Origin of the sequence: Curtobacterium sp. MCSS17_016 (assembly GCF_003234255.2) — a bacterium.
Taxonomy (GTDB): Bacteria; Actinomycetota; Actinomycetes; order Actinomycetales; family Microbacteriaceae; genus Curtobacterium; species Curtobacterium flaccumfaciens.
The window spans coordinates 378,567-398,257 of sequence record NZ_CP126254.1 but is presented as its reverse complement, the minus strand read 5'-3'; the positions used below and the strand labels follow the sequence as shown (position 1 = coordinate 398,257).

The window sequence follows — 19,691 nt, the reverse complement described above, 5'->3', positions numbered from 1 at the left end:
ACCCCGTGACGGACTGGAGGCCCGTGGCGGGGTCGCCACGGGCCTCCAGTCCGCCCCTTGGTCGCGCTCGGCGCGCTAGTCGCGCTAGTCGCGCGACGGGAGCAGGTGGATCGCCTCCATGGCGAGTTCCGCAGCGATCGGGTCCTTCGCGACCACGGCGTCCTTGAGCTTCGTCAGCTCGGGCAGGATCACGTCGGCCGGCAGGAGCTCGGCGAGCTCCGGCACGCGGAGCTTGAAGGACAGCCCGTCCGTCGTCGAGTTGCAGAGCTGCACGAGCGACGGGTTGCCGCACGCATCCGCCCACATGGCGTAGATGCCGGCTCCGTCGCGCGCCACCTGGTCCTGCTCGTCGGCGCTCACCCGCGCGTGCACGTCGTCGAGCATCTTCACGATCTTCCTGCGCTGCGCGTCCGTGAACCGGGGCACCGCGAGCCGCACGACGCCGCCGTAGATCACGCCGAGGGTGCGGTACGCGTCGAGGAGCTCCCCCTTCGTCGGCGCCGCGACCCGGGTGTAGCGGTTCGGCGCCATCTCGATGAGGCCGGCCCGGGCGAGCTCGGCGAGGGCCTCGCGGATCGGCGTCCGGGAGACCCCGAGCCAGGCGATCAGGTCGTCGTCGTTGAGCCGTTCCCCGGGCTCGAGCGTGCCGTCCATGATGGCGTCGCGGATCTTGTCCTGCACCGTGTCGCGGAGGAGCTTGCGCTCGGCAGCGGGCTGCGTCGAGGGAACTGGCATGGGTCCAGCGTGTCACATGTCAGGGTTCGTGCGCGAGAGGCGCGACGGCCACCAGGCGCGGTGCCCGAGGTCGTAGGCCAACGCCGGCACGAGCAGCGAACGGACCACGATCGTGTCGAGCAGGACACCGAACGCGACGACGAACGCGATCTGCACGAGGAACAGGATCGGGATCACGCCGAGGGCGGCGAACGTGGCGGCGAGCACGACGCCCGCCGACGTGATCACCCCGCCGGTCACGCCGAGTCCGCGCAGGACACCCTCGCGTGGACCGTGCCGCAGCGCCTCCTCACGCACTCGTGTCATGAGGAAGATGTTGTAGTCGACGCCGAGTGCCACCAGGAACACGAACGAGTACAGCGGCACGCTCGGGTCCGCGCCCGGGAAGTGGAACACGTGGTCGAAGACGAGCGCTCCGACACCGAGGGCCGCCGCGAAGGACACGATCACGCTGCCGATCAGCACGAGCGGCGCGACGATGCTGCGGAGCAGGAGCATCAGGATCAGCAGGATCACGACGAGCACCACGGGGATGATCAGCGTGCGGTCACGGATGCCGGTGTCGTTCGTGTCGACCGCCGTCGCGGTGACGCCACCGACGATCGCTCCCGGGTCGACCCGTTCGACGGCGGTTCGGAGGTCGCGGACGGTCTGCTCGGCGGCGTCCGAGTCGGCGGCGTCGGACAGCGTCGCCTCGAGCAGGACGTCACCGCGGGAGACGGTCGGCGTGCTGCTGCCGGCGGCGGACCCGGTCACCGGGACGGTCCCGGCGGGGCTGTCCTTCGCTGCGGCGACGACACCGTCGACCCCGTCCACCGCGGTGATCGCGTCGACGAGCTGGTCGAAGTCGCGCTCCGCGCCGATGACCTGCGCGGGACTGCCCGAGCCGCCCGGGAAGTGGTCGGCCAGCACGTCCTGACCGTCACGGGCCTGCGACGACCCGATGATCAGGTCGCTCTGCGGCACCCCGTCCGCCTCGAGTCCGAACAGGCCGGCACCCATCGCGAGCAGACCGACCGTGCAGACGATCCACACCACCCGGGACCGACGGGCGACGAGCCGGCCGACGCGCGCCCAGATGCCGCCGGCGTCCGGACCGGTGAGCACGGGGTGGGCGCTGCCGAACGCGGGACGCAGCGGCCAGAACGCCGCGCGGCGGAACGCGAGCAGCAGCGCGGGCAGGAGTGTCAGGGCGGCGAGCAGGCTGAACGCGATGCCGATGGCCGCGACGGGGCCGAGCGCCTTGTTCGAGTTGAGGTCGGAGAGCAGCAGGCAGAGCACCCCGACGATCACCGTGCCGCCCGAGGCCAGGATCGGCTCGAGGCTCCCCCGCAGGGCGGCCTTCGTCGCGTCCCAGCCGGTGCGGTGGTCGCGCAGCGCCTCCCGGAAGCGCGAGGTGTACAGGAGCGCGTAGTCCGTCGCCGCGCCGATCACCAGGATCGACAGGATGCCCTGGACCTGCCCGTTGACCGTCACGATGTCGGCCTTGGCGAGCCACCAGACCACGAGGATCGAGGCGCACAGGGCGAACGTGGCGGTCCCGAGCACGAGGACGGGCAGCAGGGGTGATCGGTAGACGATGATCAGGATCACGAACACCGCGGCGAGCGCCACCCCGAGCAGCAGCCCGTCGATGCCGGCGAAGGCCTCGGTCAGGTCCGCGGTGAACCCGGCTGGGCCGGTGACGTAGCCGCTGACACCGGACGGCAGCGCGTCGTCGACGTCGGCCCGGATGGCCTCGACCGCGTCCCCGGTCTCGGCGTCCTGCGTGAGCGTGGCGACGATCTCGACCGCGTCGCCGTCCTCGCTCGGGATCACCGGGCTGACGGCATCGACGTCGGCGCGGTCGGACAGCGTCGTGGTGAGTGCCTTCGCGTCGGCGAGGTCGGTCGACGTCAGGCCGCCGTCGCGCTCGAGGACGATGATCGCGGGCGCTCCGGACTCGTCGCGGAACTCGGAGGACCGCTCCTGCACCTTCGTGGCGTCGGCCGAGGCGGGCAGGAACGAGGTCTGGTCGTTGGTCGAGACCTCGGAGGTCTTGCCGAAGAAGGGACCGCCGACCGAGGCGATGCCGAGCCAGACCACGATGACGAGCGCGGGGAGGACGATGCGGAGGAAGCGGGACACGTCGGTGAGCGTACACCGATCGTCAGCATGCTGATTACTTGACCGTCGAGCGCTGCTGACGACCATAGAATCACGGCATGCAGGACACGAGCGAGCAGTGGCCCCTCGGGCGCCTGCTGTCCGCGGCTGCACGGTCCGTCGAGCGGGACTGGGACGAACGACTCCGCGCCATCGGGCTCTCGCACGCCGCGGTCGTCGCGATCGACATCCTCATCCGGACCGGTCCGACCGGCGCGGACACCATCGCCCGCACCGCACGGGTCCAGCCGCAGACGATGTCCCGCACGCTCGAGCGGATGGAGCGGGACGGCCTGGTCGAGCGCACCCCGCACCCCGCCGATCGTCGGCGCCGCGTGGTGAGCGTGACGCCCGCTGGCCGGTCCGCCTGGGAGACCGCGCGGCACATCGAGCGCGAGGTCCTGCCGGAGGACCCGGCGCTCCGATCGGCGCTGGGCGAACTGCTCGGCAAGCCGCAGTCCGAGTGAAACACTGTTTATGAAATACCACATGCGATAAGATCCTGTGGTCGGTGCGTGCCGACCTGACCACAGGAGCCCCGCATGTCCGAACGCCGAGCCGCCCGCGCGGCCGTTGCACACGCTCACCACGCCGCCAGCAGCAGACGGCGGCGGCGGCCGTTCCTCGTCGCGCTGATCACGACGCTCGGCTCGCTCGTCGGCGTCGCCCTGGTCGTCGCCGTCGTCGCGAGTGCGTTCGTCGGCGGTCTCGCTCGGAGCTTCGACGCCGGGCGCGAGACCATCACGAACCCGTTCCCGAGCGGCACCCGACCGACTCCGACAACCGGCGAGAACGTCCTGCTCATCGGTTCCGACTCCCGGGCGCAGGGCAACCCCGATGGTGGCCCTTCGACGTCCGGCGGGCGCTCGGACACCCTGATGCTGGCGCACGTACCCGCCGATCGTCAGCACGTCTACCTGATGTCGATCATGCGGGACTCCTGGGTCGAGGTCCCCGGGCACGGGCGCGCCAAGATGAACGCCGCGTACGCCTGGGGCGGGGTACCCCTGACCGTGCAGACCGTCGAGCATCTCCTGGACGTCCGGGTCGACCACGTCGCCGAGATCGACTTCACCGGGTTCGAGGACATGACCGATGCCCTCGGCGGCGTGACCGTGTCCTCCCCGCAGGCCTTCTCGACCGCCCACCACGACTTCGTGGCGGGGACGAACCGCCTCGACGGCGCCGACGCACTCGCCTTCGTGCGGGAGCGTCACGCCTTCGCCGACGCCGACCACACCCGGGTCCGCAACCAGCAGGCGTTCATGCGCGGCGTCGTGGAGGGACTGCTGTCCCGCGGCACGGTCACCAACCCCGGGCGCATCCAGGACTTCGTCGCCGCGACCAGTGAGCACCTGTCGGTCGACGCGGGGTTCACGTTCGCTCGGATGGCGGAACTCGGGTGGTCGCTCCGCGCGGTCCGGGCCGACGACCTCGTGACCTTCACGGTGCCGACGGCGGGCTCCGGGACGTCACCGGACGGACAGTCGATCGTGACGCTGAACCAGCTCGAGGTCGGGTCACTGTCCCAGGCGCTCCGGTCCGACGACGTCGCCGGCTGGCTCAGCGACAACCCGCAGTAGCCCGGCACCGCACGCACGACGACGCCCCACGACTCGAGGTCGTGGGGCGTCGTCGTGTTCGGTCTGCGGAGAGATCAGGCGGGGAGCTGGAGCTCCTGGCCGGCGTAGATCAGGTTCGCGTCGTCGATGGTCGACGTGTTCGCGGCCCAGAGCTGCTTCCAGCCGCCGTCGATCCCGAGCTTCGTCGAGATCGTGTCGAGCGTGTCACCCGAGGCGATCGTGTACGTCTTGCCGCTCGTCTTGACCGGGGCCGGCTTGCTCGGCGTCGTCGCTGCCGGGGCGGGCGTCGACTCGGTCGTGCTCGGCGCGGCCGGCTGCGGGGCAGCCTGCTCGGCGGGAGCCGGTGCCGGAGCAGCGGGCTGCGGGGCGGCCTGCTGTGCGGGCGCCGGAGCCGGTGCGGGGGCCGGAGCCGCCGCGGCGGGGGCTGCACCGCTGGTGCCGCTCAGCCCGAGCTGGGCGGAGCAGGCGGGCCATGCACCCCAGCCCTGCGAGGCGAGGACACGCTCGGCGACGGCGATCTGGGCTTCGCGGCTGGCGGAGGCGGGGTTGCCCGCGCCACCGTTCGCCTGCCAGGTACCGAGGTTGAACTGCAGGCCGCCGTAGTAGCCGTTGCCGGTGTTGATGGCCCAGTTGCCGCCGGACTCGCACTGCGCGAGCTGGTCCCAGGTCGAACCGGACGCTGCGTTCGCGGGGGCTGCCGCGAGGCCGACACCGGTCGCGGCGATGCCGGCGAACGCCAGGCCGCCGACGATGGTGCGGGTACGGGAAAGCTTCTTCATGTGATTGCTCCACCGGGGTCACGAGCCGCATCTGTTGCGGGATCCACTGCCCACCCCGACCGATCGCGGTCAGTTGTGGGGGTGCGCCACCGGGGGCAGTGGTCATCGGGCCGGCGGCACCTCGGTCGGCAACCATAGGAAACTCTTGACCGTTATCAAACCGAGACAAACGGTTCTACCCGTGCATGCTATGTACCCCGCCCCAGAACCTGAACGGCTCGATGCCCATGGCCATGGTGATCGAGGCGTACCCGGGTACGTGTCCTTGGCAATTCCCTGGCAATGCCGATCGGCGGTCGGGATCAGGCCCGCGTGAGCAGGGTCACGGCCTCGAGGTGACCGGTCTGCGGGAACATGTCGAGCACCCTGGCCCGACGCAGCCGGAACGACGGCATGCGCGCCAGGTCCTTCGCCAGGGTCACCGGGTTGCAGCTCGAGTAGACGACGTGCTGGACGTCCGAATCCTCGAGCCAGGTCGACAACCGCTCCCCGATCCCGCGACGCGGAGGGTTCACGACGACGAGCTCGGGCACCGCGTCCGGACGGGCCCGGAGGGCGTGCTCGGTCGCGTCGTCGGCGGCGAACCGGAGGCCCTCGAGGCCGGCCTCACGAGCGGACTGCTTGGCGGAGCGGATCGCCTCGGCGCTCGTCTCGATGCCGGTCACCACGCGGCCGGGACGGGCAGCGTGCAGCGCGAACCCGCCGACGCCGGAGTACAGGTCCCACATCGACGCGGGGTCGAGCTCGTCGATCCAGGCCGTCGCCTGCGCGTACAGCTCGGTCGCGACGCCGGTGTTCGTCTGGAAGAAGCTCTGCGGCCGCAGGTGCATCGTGATCCCGCCGAGCCGCATCGGCAGGGTCTCCTGCTCGGTCAGCACGATCTCGCGGTCGCCCTCGGTGACGGCCTTGTGCTCGGGCAGCAGGTTGGCGGTCACCACGACCGCGTTCGGCAGTGCGGCACGCAGGGCGTCGAGGTGCTGGCGGAGCCGCGGGAGCTGCCCCTCGGAACGCAGCACGAACCGGATCATCAACTCGCCGTCGGGCGACTCGGTGACCAGGACGTACTTGAGCTCACCCCGGCGCGCGGCGACGTCGTACGGGATCAGCCCGGCGGTCGAGACGAACTCGGCCAGCACGGGCAACGCGTGCCGGATGCCGGGCGTGCAGATCCCGCAGTGCCGCAGGTCCACCCCGCGCTGCCGGTGGTCGAGGATGCCGACGGTCGGGTGCTGGACGGACCCGCCCACGACCATCTTCGCCTTGTTCCGGTACCCCGACTCCGGGCTCGTGATCGCGGGCGACCAGGAGACCGCTCCGGGGCCCCCGGCGGCCTCGACCGCGGCGTGCAGGAGTTCACGCGTGCGGAGTTCCTTGTCGAGGACCTGGTCGGTGTAGGGCTGGCCCATGAGCGTGCACGACCGGCACACCCCGCGGTCGAAGTAGTCGCACTGCATGGCCGAGTCAGGATACGGCAGCGTCCCGCGTCGTCGTGGCGATCCGGTACACCGACGTCGTCGCGGTCAGGAAGAGCGTCGTGCCGTCGTCGCCGCCGAAGCACAGGTTCGACGTGACCTCCGGCACGGCGACCGCACCGATCCGGGCACCCGTCGGGTCGAACACGACGACGCCGCGGTGCGAGGACGACCAGACGTTGCCGTGCACGTCGACCCGGATGCCGTCCGGCGCGCCTTCTCCGGGCTCGAGCCGCGCGAACACCCGACCGTTCTTCAGCAGGTCGCCACGACGGTCGTAGGCGCGGATGACCGGCTCGTCACCGGATGAGCTCGCGATGTACAGCACCCGCTCGTCCGGGTCGAAGGCCAGGCCGTTCGGCTCGTCCAGGTCGGTCGCCACGGGCCGCAGGTCCTCACCCGCCGGGCCGCACCGGAACACCCAGTGGTCGCCGTACTCACGCACGCCCGGGTGTCCCTCGCGCGGCTGGGTGATGCCGTAGGCGGGGTCGGTGAACCAGACGCCGCCGTCCCGCGCGACCACGACGTCGTTCGGGGAGTTGAACCGACCGCCGTCCCACACGTCGACGATCGGCGTGACGACGCCGTCTCGGTCCCGCTAGACCCGACGCAGCCCGTGCGAGCACTGCACGACGCTGCCGTCCCGGTCGAGCGTGCGGCCGTTGGTGAACTCGACAGCGTCCGCGTACACCGAGGTCTCCCCCGAGTCCGCGTGCCACTGCAGGATCCGGTCGCCCGGGATGTCGGACCACCGCAGCGTGCGCGTCGACGGGATCCAGCAAGGCCCCTCGGCCCAGGTGCTGCCGGTGGCGATGCGCTCGAGCGCGTCGGGGTCCGGTACGAGGTCGTCGAGCAGCACGGGTTCTCCTTCGAACGGGCTGCCCAGCCTACGTTCGTCAGGCCGCGGCCGCAGCCTCACTCCGTCGTCGCACGGCCTTCTCGATCGCGGAGATCGCGAGGCCGAGAAGGATCGACGCCACGACCGCGAGGGTCGTGACGAGGAAGGGCTGCTCGCGGCTCCAGCGCCCGGTGGCCGAGGCGATGCCGACGCAGTACGCGGCCCACACGACGTCGGCGAGCACACAGCTGAGCAGGAACCGCCGGAGGTCGAGCCCACTGTCCGCGCCGACCAGGTTCGTCGTCAACCGGCCCATCGGGATGAAGCGTCCGAGTACCGCGATGCGCCCGGGGGCGGCACGGTAGCGGCCGTCGATGGCGTCCCGGGCCGCGCGGACCTTCGGACGCGCGAACCACGACCTCGAGCCGAGGTCGACCGACCGCGCCAGGTGGTAGAGCCCGAGGTCGCCGAGGACCATCCCGATCGACGCCGCGACGACGAGGAAGAGGACCGGCAGGAGACCGCCGTCACCGCCCACCAGGAGCGTGCCGATCGCGACGACGAGTGCCTGGCTGGGCAGGAAGACCGCGACGCTGCCCACGGCGAGCACGAGGCCGACCACGAAGAACGCCCACGGGGTACCGACGAGCTGGACGACCAGGTCCTGTGCTGCGTCCACGACTCACCCTCCACGGGCGCCGAGGGGCACACCGGGGTCCATCCTCGCAGGTCCGGGGCGCTCCGCTCACGTGCGGTCGACGATCGCCCGCATCGTCGCGGCCGCGTCGTCCGGGTGGCCGTCGAGGACGGCGTCGGCGAGTGCGAGGTGGAGGCCGACGTCGCGCCGGTCCGGGCGGATGCCCCCGCGTTCGCGCAGCACCTGGCCGACCACCTGGTGCAGTCGTCGGTACAGGGCGTTGCCGGACAGGTCGAGCACGAGCGCGTGGAACCGCACGTCCGCGGCCACGAAGTCGAGGCGGTCGTCGCGGGTCGCGGCGGCCGCGAGCTCGTCCGCGGTGGTGCGGAGGGCCTCCCGTCGGTCCGCGTACTCGTCGAGCGCTGCCCGCCGGGCGGCAGCGGCAGCGGCGGCGGGTTCGACCGCCGCGCGCAGCTCGCGGAGCTCGGCCGCCACGCGCCCGCCGTCGGGGCCCCGCAGGCGCCACCGCACCACGCGCGGGTCCAGGACGTCCCACTCCCGCACGTCGAGGACGGTCACGCCGACCCGGCGCCTGGCGGTGACCAGGCCGAGGGCGACGAGGACGCGGACCGCCTCGCGGACGATGCTGCGACTGGCGCCCGTCCAGGTCACCAGGTCGTCGACGCTCCGTCGGCTGCCCGCGGCGACCGCACCGGAGACGACGGCGGCACCGACCTGGTCGAGGACCCGTTCGAAGGTGCTCGTCACCGCTGCGAGACCGGCGACAGCACGAGCTCGTCGATGCGCACGTGCGCCGGCGACCCGAGCACGAAGGCGACCGTCCGCCCGATGTCCTCCGGTTGGAGCATGCGCTGCCGCGCGGCCGCGTCGGGAACCTCGGGCCGTTGGTCGAGGAAGTCCGTCGCGACGTCACCCGGGCACAGGTGGGTGGCACGCACGCCGTGCTCGGCCTCCTGCTGGTTGAGCGTCCGGACGACCGACGCGAGCGCCGACTTGCTCGCCGAGTACGCGACACCAGCCCCCGGCTGGAAGGACCACCCGGCGTACGACGACACGACGACCACGACGCCGCCGGACGACCGGAGTGCCGGCAGTACGGCGTCCACGACGGTGACGAGCGCGGTGAGGTTCGTGTCCACGATCGCGCGGAAGTCGGTCAGCGACTGGTCGTCCCACCGGCGCCTCGGGGCGTTGAGGCCGGCCGCCAGCACGAGTCCGTCGAGCCGCCCGTGCCGCCCGAGCACGGTGTCCCGCGCGGCTGCGACGGCTTCGGGGTCGTTCGCGTCGAGGGGCAGGACGTCCGCGGTTCCCCCGGCGTCTCGGACGGTGCGTGCGACCTGCTCGAGCCGCTCGGCACGGCGCCCGCTGAGCACCACCGTCCAGCCGTCCCGCGCCGCCGCCTCGGCGCTCGCGGCCCCCATGCCGCTGCCCCCACCCGTGACCCAGAGCACACGCTGATCCGTCATGCTCGAATAGTATGCCTATTCAAGCCACCGACGACGGGAGCAACGATGCACCTCGACCTGACCGACCGCGTGGTGGTCGTGACCGGCGCAGCGCGCGGGATCGGCCGCACGCTCGCCGACCGCTTCGTCAGCGAGGGGTGCCGCGTCGTCGCGCTCGACCTCGCCTTCGAACCGGACTTCCCGCTCGACCACGTCGTGTGCAACGTCGCCGACCCGCGGTCGGTGCGCGACGCCGTGGACGAGGTCGTCCGGCGGCACGGCACGGTCGACGTACTGGTGAACAACGCCGGCATCAACGTCACGGGCACGGTCGCCGAACTCGAGTGGGACGCCTGGCGCCGCTGCATGGACGTCAACCTCGGCGGCACGTTCCTGATGAGCCAGGCCGTGGCTCCGGTGATGCAGGCGGCCGGGCGCGGTCGGATCATCAACGCCGCATCGTTCGCGGCGATCGTGCCCAGTGTCGGGAGCGCGGCCTACGCGGCGTCGAAGGCAGCCGTCGTCTCGTTCACCCGGGTCCTGGCGTCGGAGCTCGGCCCGTGGGGGATCACCGTGAACGCCTACGCACCGGGCATGGTGCCGACGGCGATGAACGGCTTCGCGTCGATGCCGGCCGAGGCGCAGGACCGCCTGCTCGACACGCTGTCGCTCCGCCGGTGGGAGACGCCGGACGACGTTGCCGACCTGCTCGTCTTCGTGGCGAGCGACGCTTCCGGGTACATCACCGGCACCCTGCTCGACGTCTCCGGGGGCAAGCTCGCGACGCAGATCCCCGCTCGCGCACACGGCCGGACCTGAGCGGACTGCTGTCCGGCCGCACAGGTTCTCCACATGGCCTCCTCCGTAGGCTGTGAAAGCCCAGTGAGCCGGACTGCAGCCCGACCCCGAGGAGGTGCCCGATGGTCCTCGTCCTCGTCGCGTTCGCGATCGTCGCCCTGATCGTCCCCGCCCTGACCCCCGTCCTCGGCCGCCGCGTGTTCTACGTCGCGGCCCTCGCCCCCGCCGCGGCGGCGGTACTGACGATCGCCCAGACCGACGCCGCCCTGCACGGCAGCGTCGTCGAACGGCACCAGTGGGTCCCCCAGCTCGACCTCGACGTCACGCTGCGGATGGACCCCCTGTCGTGGGTGCTCGCCCTCGTGGTGTCGATCGTCGGCGCGTTGGTGCTGGTCTACTGCGCCTCGTACTTCGCGCGGGACGAACCCGGGCTCGGTCGGTTCGCCGGGGTCCTGACCGCCTTCGCCGGCTCGATGTACGGGCTCGTGATCGCCGACGACGTCATCGTGCTGTTCGTCCTGTGGGAGGCCACGACGGTCTTCTCCTACCTGCTCATCGGGCACGACGCCGCGAAGCGTGCCAGTCGCGCCGCCGCCATGCAGGCGCTCGTGGTGACCACCGCCGGTGGCCTGGCGATGCTCGCGGGCCTCGTGATGCTCTCGGTCACGGCGGGCACGACCTCGCTGTCCGCGATCGTCGCTGATCCCCCGAGCGGCACGGTCGTCTCGGTGTCGGTGGTCCTCGTGCTGCTCGGGGCGCTCACGAAGTCGGCGATCGTGCCCTTCCACTTCTGGCTCCCCGCCGCCATGGCCGCACCCACACCGGTCAGCGCGTACCTGCACGCCGCGGCGATGGTGAAGGCCGGCATCTACCTGGTGGCCCGGCTCGCCCCCGCGTTCGCGCTGCTCGACGGCTGGCGCGAGACGATCACGCTGCTCGGCGTCGCCGGGATGCTCGTCGGCGGGTACCGGGCACTGCGGCAGACCGACCTCAAGCTCCTGCTCGCCTACGGCACCGTGGCCCAGCTCGGGTTCCTCGTGCTCGCCGCCGGCTGGGGTGCCCCCGCGGTCGCGCTGGGCGGGGTCACGCTGCTCGTCGCACACGCCGCCTTCAAGTCGACGCTCTTCCTGGTCGTCGGCGCGATCGACCACGTCACCGGCACGCGTGACCTCGGTCGGCTCAGCGGGCTCGGCCGTGCCCGCCCGTGGCTGGCGGTCGTCGCGGTGCTCGCGCTGCTGTCGATGGCCGGGATCCCGCCGACGGTCGGGTTCGTCGCGAAGGAAGCCGTGCTGACCGGGTTCACCGAGTCCCTGCACGGCCCCGACGCCGGCTGGGCCTGGTTCGCCCTGATCGGCGTGACCGTCGGATCGGTGCTCACCGTGGCGTACTCGCTGCGGTTCCTGTGGGGCGCCTTCGCCCGCAAGCCCGGCGTCGCGACCACGGAGCCGCACGCCCTGCACGGCCTCGCCGTCGTGCCCTCGGTGCTCGCGCTGGCCGGGCTCGCACTCGGCCTGCTCACCCCGGTGGTCGCGCACGGCATCGAGCCCGCTGCCACGACCGCAGCGCTCGGCGGCGAGGAGGTCCCGCACCTCGCGCTCTGGCACGGCCTCGAACCCGCACTCGGCCTGTCCGCGATCACCCTGGTCGGCGGCCTCGCACTGTTCGCCCTGCGTCGTCCGGTCGAAGCGCTCCAGCACCGGCTCGCCGGGTTCCCGAGCGCTGCGGGCACGTACCGGCACGGCATGCGACTGCTCGACCGTGGAGCGACCGGACTCACCGCGAGCCTGCAGCGCGGCTCGCTCCCCTACTACCTGACCGTGATCCTGTCGGTCTTCGTCGCCGGGGCACTCGCCAACCTGGTGCTCGGCGGGCCGTGGGAGTTCCACGTCCGGTTCGCCGACTCGTGGGGCCAGATCCCGGTGATGATCGTGATGTCGATCGCGGGCATCGCGGTGCTCACGGCGAAGACCCGGTTCGCCGCCGCGGTCCTGGTCGGCGTCACCGGCTACGGCCTCTCGGTGCTGTTCGTCCTGCACGGCGCCGTCGACCTCGCCCTGACGCAGCTCGTGGTCGAGACGGTCACCCTGATCGCCTTCGTCCTGGTGCTCCGACGGCTGCCCCCGCGCATCGCCACGACCAACCCGTCGCGGTTCCGGGTCGTGCGGGCGCTCTTCGCCGGGCTGGCGGGGCTGACGCTGGCGATCGTCGTCGTCGTTGCTGCCTCGGCCCGGACGGCACGCCCCCTCTGGCCCGACCTGCCCGCGCTGACGAGCTCGTTCGGGCACGGTCTGAACGTCGTGAACGTCGCCCTCGTCGACCTGCGCGGCTGGGACACCCTCGGTGAACTCACGGTCGTGGTCGCCGCGGCCACCGGCGTCGCGAGCCTGATCTTCGTGAACTCGCGCGAGGACACCCTGCCCCGGCTGCGCGACCTGCCCGAGACCCTGACCGCGAACGGCGAGCGCACCGACGGCGAGCCCCGCGCCTGGCTGCCGACGAGCGCCGCGATCCCGACCGGCCGTTCGGCACTGCTCGACGTGGTCGTCCGCCTGCTGTTCCACGGCCTCATCGTGCTGTCGGTGTACCTGCTGTTCGCCGGGCACAACTCGGCCGGTGGCGGGTTCGCCGGTGGCCTGGTCGCCGGCATCGCGCTCGCGGCCCGCTACCTGGCCGGCGGCCCGGCCGAACTCGGTGCAGCGGCCCCGGTGCGTGCCGGTCGTCTGCTCGGCCTGGGGGTCGCGACGGCGGCCATCACCGCGATCGTGCCGCTGTTCTTCGGCCGTGAAGCCCTGTACTCCGAGTTCTTCGAGGCCACCGTCCCGATCCTCGGGCACGTCGAGTTCGTCACCGCCACGTTCTTCGACATCGGCGTCTACCTGGTCGTCGTCGGCCTGGTGCTCGACGTCCTCCGCAGCCTCGGTGCCGAGGTCGACCGGCAGCGCCTCGAGGACGCCTCGACCCCGACCCGCGACACCACCGAGGGGTCCGTCAGCGACGCCCTCGATGCCCCCACCCCGGAAGGGAGCGCCACGTGACCGTCACCCTCGTCCTCGTGATCGCCATGGCGGTGCTGTTCTCGTGCGGCGTCTACCTGCTGCTCGAACGCTCCCTGACCCGGATGCTCCTCGGCTTCCTGCTGCTCGGCAACTCGCTCAACCTGCTGCTGCTGGTGATGTCCGGCGCCGCGGGCGACCCGCCGATCGGCAAGAGCGCCGAGGGCATCACCGACCCGCTCCCCCAGGCGTTCGCCCTGACCGCGATCGTGATCACCTTCGCCGTCAGCGCGTTCCTGCTGGCCCTGATCCACCGGTCGTGGCAGCTGTCCCGCGCCGACGAGGTCGAGGTCGACGAGGCCGACGCCGCCATCGGCCGCGACCGCGACGAGCCGGCCGACGAGGACCCGGAGACCACCACCGACGCAGAACAGGAGGCGACCCGATGACCTGGCTCGTCCCGCTCCTCGTCCTCGTCCCGCTGCTCGGTGCCGCGGTCGCGCTCGGACTCCTCCGGCACCAGAAGCTCCAGCGTGCGATCACCGTCGTGGTGCTCGTCGTGGCCCTGGCCGTCGCCGCCACGCTCATGGTCCTGGTCGACCGGCACGGCACGATCGTGGTGCAGGTCGGCGGCTGGGACGCCCCCTACGGCATCTCGCTCGTCGTCGACCGGCTGAGCGCCCTGCTGCTCACCGTCAGTGCGAGCGTCCTGCTCCTCGTCCTGCTGTTCTCGATCGGGCAGGGCCTGGCCGCCGACGACGAGGACGCCCCGGTCACGATCTTCTACCCGACGTACCTCGTGCTCGCGGCCGGTGTGCTCGACTCGTTCATCGCCGGTGACCTGTTCAACCTGTACGTCGCGTTCGAGATGCTGCTGGTGGCGAGCTACGTGCTCATCACGCTGGGCGGCAGCGAACAGCGTGTCCGGGCCGGCACGACGTACATCGTCACGAGCCTGATCGCGTCGGCGATCTTCCTCGCCGCCATCGGGCTGGTCTACGGCGCCACCGGCACGGTGAACATCGCCCAGATCAGCGAGCGCGTCGCCGGCCTGCCGGAGCACGTCCAGCTGCTCCTGCACACGATGCTGCTGATCGGGTTCGGCATCAAGGCGGCCGTGTTCCCGCTGGCGTTCTGGCTGCCGGACTCGTACCCGACCGCCCCGGCGCCGGTCACCGCGGTCTTCGCGGGCCTGCTGACCAAGGTCGGCATCTACGCGATCATCCGGCTCGAGACGGTGATCTTCCCGCGACCACAACTCAACGAGGTGCTGCTCGTCGTCGCCGCACTGACGATGGTGGTCGGGGTGCTCGGCGCGGTGTCGCAGACCGACGTGAAGCGGCTGCTGTCCTTCACGCTGATCAGCCACATCGGCTTCATGGTGATGGGCGTCGGACTCGGCACCGTCGCGGGGACGGCGGCAGCGGTGTTCTACACGGTGCACCACATCGTCGTGCAGACCACGCTGTTCCTGGTGTCCGGTCTGATGGAGCGCGTCGGCGGGACGACCTCGACCCGGTCGCTCGGCGGACTGCTGAAGGCCGCACCGCTGCTGGCCGCCCTGTACCTGATCCCCGCGTTCAACCTGGGCGGGATCCCGCCGTTCTCCGGCTTCATCGGCAAGCTCGGCCTGTTCCGTGCCGCCGCCGAGGACGGTTCCCCGATGGCGTACGTCACCATCGGCGCCGGCGTCGTCACCTCGCTGCTCACCCTGTACGCGCTCATGCGGGTCTGGGACGCCGCCTTCTGGCGGCCGAAGCCGGCGGCCGAGGCCGCCGCCCCGCACGCGACGAGTGCCGAACCGCACGCCCACCTGCGGTCGCCGGAACCGGCGCCGCTCACCGTCTCCGAGGAGACGGGTGAGGCGTACCACCCGGGAGGCTCGGTGACGGTCACCGACGCACCGCACGCGACCCGTGCCTCCAGTCCGACCACCGGCGCGACCGAGGCGGTCGGCGAGGCTCCCGAGAAGGTGCGCCTGCCGCGCATGCTCGTCGGCGTGACGACCGTCGCGGTGCTCGGGTCCGTCGCGCTGACCGTCGTCGCCGGCCCGCTCTACGGCTACGCGACCCGCGCAGCGGAGTCGCTGGAGTCGCCCGACCGCTACGTCCAGGCCGTGCTCGGAGGTGAGCGATGACCGACGTCCGCCGCATCTCGAACGCCAGGCGGATCGCGCTGGCGTGGCGCTACGACGTGCCCTTGGTCGCGGGACTCACCGTGCTGTGGGCGCTGCTCTGGGGGTCGTGGACCCCGCTGACGCTGCTGTGCGGCATCGTCGTGGCGCTCATCGTCACCCAGGCGCTGCCGCTCCCGCCGGTCCCCCTGTCCGCACGGTTCTCGATCGTGCACGTGCTGCGGTTCCTGGCGGTCTGGTCCGGGCTCGTCGTCGTGGCGTCCTTCCGGGTCGCCTGGGTCGCGTTCCGTTCCCGGGGTGTGCGGCGGAGCTCGATCACGCTCGTGCAGCTGCACTCGACCTCCGAGATGACCTTCACCCTGGCCACCCTCGCGATCTCGCTCGTGCCCGGCTCGTACGTCGCCGACGTGGACCTGCGGCGCCGTCGCCTGCTGCTCCACGTGCTCGACACCGAGCGCCTCGAGCAGGTCGAGGACGAACGCCGCGTCGCACTCCGGATCGAGGCCATGGTCATCCGCGCACTCGGATCCGAGCAGGACGTCTCCGAGCTGTTCGAGCCCCTGCCGGAGGTGACCCGATGAGCCCCGCCGTCGTCGTGATGGGCATCGCCGTCGCGCTCGTGCTCGCGCTCCTCGGGGCGACGTTCGCCCTCGCGGTGTTCCGCATCGTGCGCGGTCCGACCATCCTCGACCGCATGATCGGCTCCGACATGGTGCTGACCACCGTGCTCGTGGTGATCGCCGCCGCGATGGTCATCCGCCAGGACCTGACCGGCATCCCCGTGCTCGTGGTGATCTCGGCGACGAGTGTGTTCGCCACGGTCGCCGTCGCCCGGGCCGTCACGCCCTCGGCCGACCCGTCCGACGAGGGACTGACCGTCACCACCCCCGAGCGCGCCGAGGAGGACCAGTCGTGATCGAGATCATCGAGTCGTTCGTCGACGACGCCGGCATCCGGGCCTGGATCGCCATCGGGCTGCTGCTCGTCGGGTCGCTGCTGTCGCTCGGCGCCGGGGTCGGCATCGTCCGGTTCCCGGACCCGCTCGTCCGTCTGCACGCCATGGCGAAGCCGCAGGTGCTCGGGCTCGCACTCGCGCTGGCCGCCATCGTGGTCGCGGTGTGGACGTGGACGGCGTTCTGGGTCGTGCTGCCGATCATGGTGTTCCAGCTGTTCCTGGTGCCGGTGTCGACGCACATGATCGCCCGCGCCGGCCTGCGCGCCGACGACTACCGGCACGAGGACCTGCTCGTCGACGACACGGAGTCCTGAGGGTTTACGAGCGTTATCTCATTTTATGTGCGATCACTAAAGCAGGATAAACTCGCTAAGCTCCCGCCGTGGACAGCGTCAGGAATCCCTACACGCCCAATGCAGGCGCCACTCCGGAGATCGTGGCCGGCCGCGTCGAGCACACGCGGGCCTTCGAGGTACTCCTGCAACGCCTCTCCCGAGGACGCACCGACCAGTCGCTGATCATGACCGGTCTCCGCGGCGTCGGCAAGACGGTGCTCCTCAACGAGTTCGCCGACCTTGCTCGGACCGCGAAGTGGGAGGTCGTGGAGTTGGAAGCGAGCAAACACGACGACGGCCAGTTCCGGCAGACGATCGCCTCACTGCTCCGATCAGCCCTGCTCCAGATCTCTCCACGGAAACGGTGGACGGACCGCGCACGTCGAGCAGCCGAAGTCCTCACCGCGTTCGGGATGTCCGTCGCCCCGGACGGCACCTGGTCCATGACCTGGGACGTCGAGCCAGCTGAAGGGCTCGCTGACCACGGCGATCTCGCCTTGGACCTGACCGACGTCCTCGTCGCGCTGGGCGAAGCCGCTCAGGAGCACGGACGCGGTGTCGCGATCCTCGTCGACGAGGTGCAGTTCCTGCGGTCCGCGCAACTCGAAGCGCTGATCCAAGCCCTGCACAAGACCGTGCAGCGGAAACTCCCGATCACCTTCGTCGGGGCTGGACTCCCCCAGATCGCAGAACTCGCCGGGGATGCGAAGTCCTACGCAGAGCGGCTCTTCCGGTTCCCCGAGATCGATTCGCTCGGCGAGGACGACGCACGAGAGGCGCTCATCCGCCCCGCGGAGCTCGAGGACGCGTCCTACGATCCCGACGCGGTCGATCTCGCACTGGAGATCACCAAGGGCTACCCCTACTTCATCCAGGAGCTCGGGTACCAGGCCTGGGAGATCGCGGCCGGGCCGGTCATCACCCTCGACGACATCGATGCAGCCCGCGAGGGCTACCTCACGAAGCTCGATAGGTCGTTCTTCCGTGTGCGACTCGACCGGGCCACGGGGCTGCAGACCGCGTACCTCCGCGCGATGGCCGAACTCGGACCGGACGCCCACAAGGCTTCTGACGTCGCAAGAGTGCTGCACCGAGAATCCACCCAACTCGGGCCGACTCGCGCAGAACTCATCGACATGGGTCTCCTGTACACACCGGAACACGGGTTCGCCGCCTTCACTGTGCCGGACTTCGACCAGTTCATGCTGCGGGCGGTACCGGAGCTCGTCATCCCGGAAGTGCGGCGGCGCCCCCGCCGCAGGACCGGTTCTTGACTCTGACGGACCGGAGGCCCGTGGCGGCGTCGCCACGGGCCTCCGGTCCGTCAGATGATCACGTTCGCGGTCAGGCGGTCGCGACCCGACGCGGGAGCAGCAGGTTGCCGACCGCGGCGACCACGACGATCGCGGCGGAGACCGCCGGCAGCAGCATCGCGGCCGCGGTGCCGTGGTGCTCGGCGACGTCCCCGGTGATCGCGGAGGCGATGGACTGGCCGACGATGACGGCGGACCCGAGGATCGTCATGGTGGTGGCGGACCGGCCGACCGGTGAGCGGTCGGAACCGAGGCTGTACTGGGCGACCAGGGTCGGCCCGATCCCGATGCCCATGATCGCGAGGATGACGCCCGCGGCGACGACGGAGTCGGCGCTGGCGAACGCGATCGCACCGGCGAGGAGCACGACGCCGAACACGAGCCAGCGCCAGCCGAGGCCGAAGGCCCGGGGGAACGCTGCCGACCCGAGCGCCAACCCGGCGGAGCCGATGCCCATCAGGCCGTAGAGCAGGCCGGCCTGCGAGGCTTCGCCGTGGGTCTCCATGAACGCCGTCAGCGAGGTGAGCGTCGAGCCGAAGAACAGGCCGATGCCGAGGATGCCGACGACCACGACGACGAGCCGCGGACGCAGGAGCTGCCGCGCGGGTGCCTGCGTCGACTCCGCGTGCTGGCCGACCACGAGCTTGCCGGTCGGGTGCAGCGCGAACGCCGTCACGAACACGAACGTCAGGACCGAGGCGCCGGCGACGGCCACCCACGGGGCGATCGCGCTGGCGAGGACGCCGACCAGGAACGGGCCGATGATGAACACTGTCTCGTCGGCGGCGGACTCGTAGGCCATCGTGCCGCTGAGGGTCTTCTCGCGCCGCGCCGGGGCCATCCGCTGCCGGATGATCGCGACGAGCCGGGTGCGGGACATCGGGGCGACCTGCGGGGCCGAGGCACCGATGCAGAATGCGACCGCGAGGACGGCGAGGTCGGGCGCGGTGCCGCTGACGACGAACGGGAAGAACCCGAGCAGCGCCGCGTTCACCAGGCCGACGGGGACGAGCACCGCCCGCTGGCCGTAACGGTCCGCCGCGGCACCGACCATCGGGCCGAAGATCGCGGAGCCGATGCCGACGGCGGCGGAGTTGATGCCGCCGAGGGCGACGGAGTCACGGGCGGCGACGACGAGGGTCAGGACGCCGACCACCATCATCGCGAACGGGAGCCGGGCGATGAACGCCACGGGGAAGTACCAGCGGCCGGCGAGGGAGACGAGTGAGCGGTCCGGAGCGGGCGGGGCGTCGGTTGAGCGGGTCTGGAGCATCGGGGTTGTGCCTTCTCGGCCCGCCCGGTTCGGTGGCGGCGGACCCATCGGGTGCCGCCGTTGTCCGCCGGGATGCCGGCGGCCGGTAGATACACACTGCGTGTTGTCGAACGCTGTCGATGGTACCAACCGGCCGCCGCGCCCCGGAGGAGTTCGCTCCGGGCGCCGTCCCGGCGGTCAGCCGTGGTGCGGTCGAAGACCGTCGCCTGCGGCGCCGCCAGCCAACAGGTCGTGA

The 19,691-nt window shown here is 71.4% G+C and carries 18 protein-coding genes and 1 pseudogene; 10 read left to right on the top strand and 9 right to left on the bottom strand.

Features of this window, described 5'->3' with window-relative positions; translation table 11 throughout:
- Positions 1-84: 84 nt before the first annotated feature.
- Both DEJ19_RS01975 and DEJ19_RS01970 read right to left on the bottom strand, forming a co-directional pair.
- The gene (locus DEJ19_RS01975; protein WP_111233603.1) at positions 85-735 is read right to left on the bottom strand and encodes a GntR family transcriptional regulator; all 651 of its coding nucleotides are present in this window, start codon (positions 733-735) and stop codon (positions 85-87) included.
- Positions 736-747: 12 nt separating this feature from the next.
- On the bottom strand, positions 748-2,862 hold the full coding sequence (locus tag DEJ19_RS01970) for an MMPL family transporter (protein ID WP_111233602.1): 2,115 nt from the start codon (positions 2,860-2,862) through the stop codon (positions 748-750).
- A gap of 77 nt (positions 2,863-2,939) precedes the next feature.
- Here DEJ19_RS01970 and DEJ19_RS01965 point away from each other — a divergent pair, with 77 nt between their 5' ends.
- Both DEJ19_RS01965 and DEJ19_RS01960 read left to right on the top strand, forming a co-directional pair.
- Entirely contained in the window at positions 2,940-3,347 is a 408-nt protein-coding gene (locus DEJ19_RS01965) for a MarR family winged helix-turn-helix transcriptional regulator (protein WP_111233601.1), read from the top strand.
- A gap of 75 nt (positions 3,348-3,422) precedes the next feature.
- Positions 3,423-4,463 (top strand): LCP family protein, encoded by a 1,041-nt coding sequence (locus DEJ19_RS01960; protein WP_111233600.1) that lies wholly within the window; start codon positions 3,423-3,425, stop codon positions 4,461-4,463.
- A gap of 74 nt (positions 4,464-4,537) precedes the next feature.
- On the opposite strand, the gene DEJ19_RS01955 is transcribed toward DEJ19_RS01960, so the two are convergent.
- The 6 genes and pseudogenes from DEJ19_RS01955 to DEJ19_RS01930 form a co-directional block, all read right to left on the bottom strand.
- Positions 4,538-5,242 carry a LysM peptidoglycan-binding domain-containing protein gene (locus DEJ19_RS01955; RefSeq protein WP_071404824.1) on the bottom strand — a complete coding sequence of 235 codons (705 nt, stop codon included), beginning with the start codon at positions 5,240-5,242 and terminating at the stop codon, positions 4,538-4,540.
- 302 nt (positions 5,243-5,544) lie between these two features.
- Positions 5,545-6,696, bottom strand: coding sequence for a 23S rRNA (uracil(747)-C(5))-methyltransferase RlmC (rlmC, locus tag DEJ19_RS01950; protein ID WP_111233599.1), 1,152 nt, complete (start codon positions 6,694-6,696; stop codon positions 5,545-5,547).
- Positions 6,697-6,703: 7 nt separating this feature from the next.
- Positions 6,704-7,573: pseudogene (locus DEJ19_RS01945) on the bottom strand (SMP-30/gluconolactonase/LRE family protein).
- A 37-nt stretch (positions 7,574-7,610) separates the two neighbouring features.
- Positions 7,611-8,231 carry a DedA family protein gene (locus tag DEJ19_RS01940; protein ID WP_071404822.1) on the bottom strand — a complete coding sequence of 207 codons (621 nt, stop codon included), beginning with the start codon at positions 8,229-8,231 and terminating at the stop codon, positions 7,611-7,613.
- Positions 8,232-8,297: 66 nt separating this feature from the next.
- Entirely contained in the window at positions 8,298-8,957 is a 660-nt protein-coding gene (locus DEJ19_RS01935) for a FadR/GntR family transcriptional regulator (RefSeq protein ID WP_111233598.1), read from the bottom strand.
- A complete protein-coding gene (locus tag DEJ19_RS01930; protein WP_181441567.1) occupies positions 8,954-9,676 on the bottom strand; it encodes an SDR family oxidoreductase in 723 nt (240 codons plus the stop codon). Before DEJ19_RS01930 ends, DEJ19_RS01935 begins: the two co-directional genes overlap by 4 nt.
- A gap of 45 nt (positions 9,677-9,721) precedes the next feature.
- Here DEJ19_RS01930 and DEJ19_RS01925 point away from each other — a divergent pair, with 45 nt between their 5' ends.
- From DEJ19_RS01925 to DEJ19_RS01890, 8 genes are all read left to right on the top strand, one after another.
- Entirely contained in the window at positions 9,722-10,474 is a 753-nt protein-coding gene (locus DEJ19_RS01925; RefSeq protein ID WP_111233596.1) for an SDR family NAD(P)-dependent oxidoreductase, read from the top strand.
- A gap of 101 nt (positions 10,475-10,575) precedes the next feature.
- On the top strand, positions 10,576-13,488 hold the full coding sequence (locus DEJ19_RS01920) for a Na+/H+ antiporter subunit A (protein WP_111233595.1): 2,913 nt from the start codon (positions 10,576-10,578) through the stop codon (positions 13,486-13,488).
- Complete coding sequence (locus tag DEJ19_RS01915; RefSeq protein WP_017887553.1) at positions 13,485-13,895, top strand: Na(+)/H(+) antiporter subunit C; 411 nt, start codon at positions 13,485-13,487, stop codon at positions 13,893-13,895. Before DEJ19_RS01920 ends, DEJ19_RS01915 begins: the two co-directional genes overlap by 4 nt.
- Positions 13,892-15,583 (top strand): Na+/H+ antiporter subunit D, encoded by a 1,692-nt coding sequence (locus DEJ19_RS01910; protein WP_111233594.1) that lies wholly within the window; start codon positions 13,892-13,894, stop codon positions 15,581-15,583. Before DEJ19_RS01915 ends, DEJ19_RS01910 begins: the two co-directional genes overlap by 4 nt.
- A complete protein-coding gene (locus DEJ19_RS01905; RefSeq protein WP_111233593.1) occupies positions 15,580-16,161 on the top strand; it encodes a Na+/H+ antiporter subunit E in 582 nt (193 codons plus the stop codon). The genes DEJ19_RS01910 and DEJ19_RS01905 overlap by 4 nt, the downstream gene beginning before the upstream one ends.
- The gene (locus DEJ19_RS01900) at positions 16,158-16,496 is read left to right on the top strand and encodes an MrpF/PhaF family protein (protein ID WP_051597118.1); all 339 of its coding nucleotides are present in this window, start codon (positions 16,158-16,160) and stop codon (positions 16,494-16,496) included. The genes DEJ19_RS01905 and DEJ19_RS01900 overlap by 4 nt, the downstream gene beginning before the upstream one ends.
- Positions 16,493-16,849, top strand: coding sequence for a monovalent cation/H(+) antiporter subunit G (gene mnhG, locus DEJ19_RS01895; RefSeq protein WP_071245814.1), 357 nt, complete (start codon positions 16,493-16,495; stop codon positions 16,847-16,849). The genes DEJ19_RS01900 and mnhG overlap by 4 nt, the downstream gene beginning before the upstream one ends.
- A 68-nt stretch (positions 16,850-16,917) precedes the next feature.
- Entirely contained in the window at positions 16,918-18,144 is a 1,227-nt protein-coding gene (locus DEJ19_RS01890; protein WP_111233592.1) for an ATP-binding protein, read from the top strand.
- Positions 18,145-18,214: 70 nt separating this feature from the next.
- On the opposite strand, the gene DEJ19_RS01885 is transcribed toward DEJ19_RS01890, so the two are convergent.
- Positions 18,215-19,456 (bottom strand): MFS transporter, encoded by a 1,242-nt coding sequence (locus DEJ19_RS01885; RefSeq protein ID WP_111233591.1) that lies wholly within the window; start codon positions 19,454-19,456, stop codon positions 18,215-18,217.
- Between the last annotated feature and the right edge of the window lie 235 nt (positions 19,457-19,691).

Coding starts and splice junctions, on each gene's coding strand:
- DEJ19_RS01975 (WP_111233603.1), bottom strand. CDS start 735: ATGCCAGTTCCCTCGACGCAGCCCGCTGCCGAGCGCAAGCTCCTCCGC.
- DEJ19_RS01965 (WP_111233601.1), top strand. CDS start 2,940: ATGCAGGACACGAGCGAGCAGTGGCCCCTCGGGCGCCTGCTGTCCGCG.
- DEJ19_RS01960 (WP_111233600.1), top strand. CDS start 3,423: ATGTCCGAACGCCGAGCCGCCCGCGCGGCCGTTGCACACGCTCACCAC.
- DEJ19_RS01955 (WP_071404824.1), bottom strand. CDS start 5,242: ATGAAGAAGCTTTCCCGTACCCGCACCATCGTCGGCGGCCTGGCGTTC.
- rlmC (WP_111233599.1), bottom strand. CDS start 6,696: ATGCAGTGCGACTACTTCGACCGCGGGGTGTGCCGGTCGTGCACGCTC.
- DEJ19_RS01930 (WP_181441567.1), bottom strand. CDS start 9,676: ATGACGGATCAGCGTGTGCTCTGGGTCACGGGTGGGGGCAGCGGCATG.
- DEJ19_RS01925 (WP_111233596.1), top strand. CDS start 9,722: ATGCACCTCGACCTGACCGACCGCGTGGTGGTCGTGACCGGCGCAGCG.
- DEJ19_RS01920 (WP_111233595.1), top strand. CDS start 10,576: ATGGTCCTCGTCCTCGTCGCGTTCGCGATCGTCGCCCTGATCGTCCCC.
- DEJ19_RS01910 (WP_111233594.1), top strand. CDS start 13,892: ATGACCTGGCTCGTCCCGCTCCTCGTCCTCGTCCCGCTGCTCGGTGCC.
- DEJ19_RS01905 (WP_111233593.1), top strand. CDS start 15,580: ATGACCGACGTCCGCCGCATCTCGAACGCCAGGCGGATCGCGCTGGCG.
- DEJ19_RS01900 (WP_051597118.1), top strand. CDS start 16,158: ATGAGCCCCGCCGTCGTCGTGATGGGCATCGCCGTCGCGCTCGTGCTC.
- DEJ19_RS01885 (WP_111233591.1), bottom strand. CDS start 19,456: ATGCTCCAGACCCGCTCAACCGACGCCCCGCCCGCTCCGGACCGCTCA.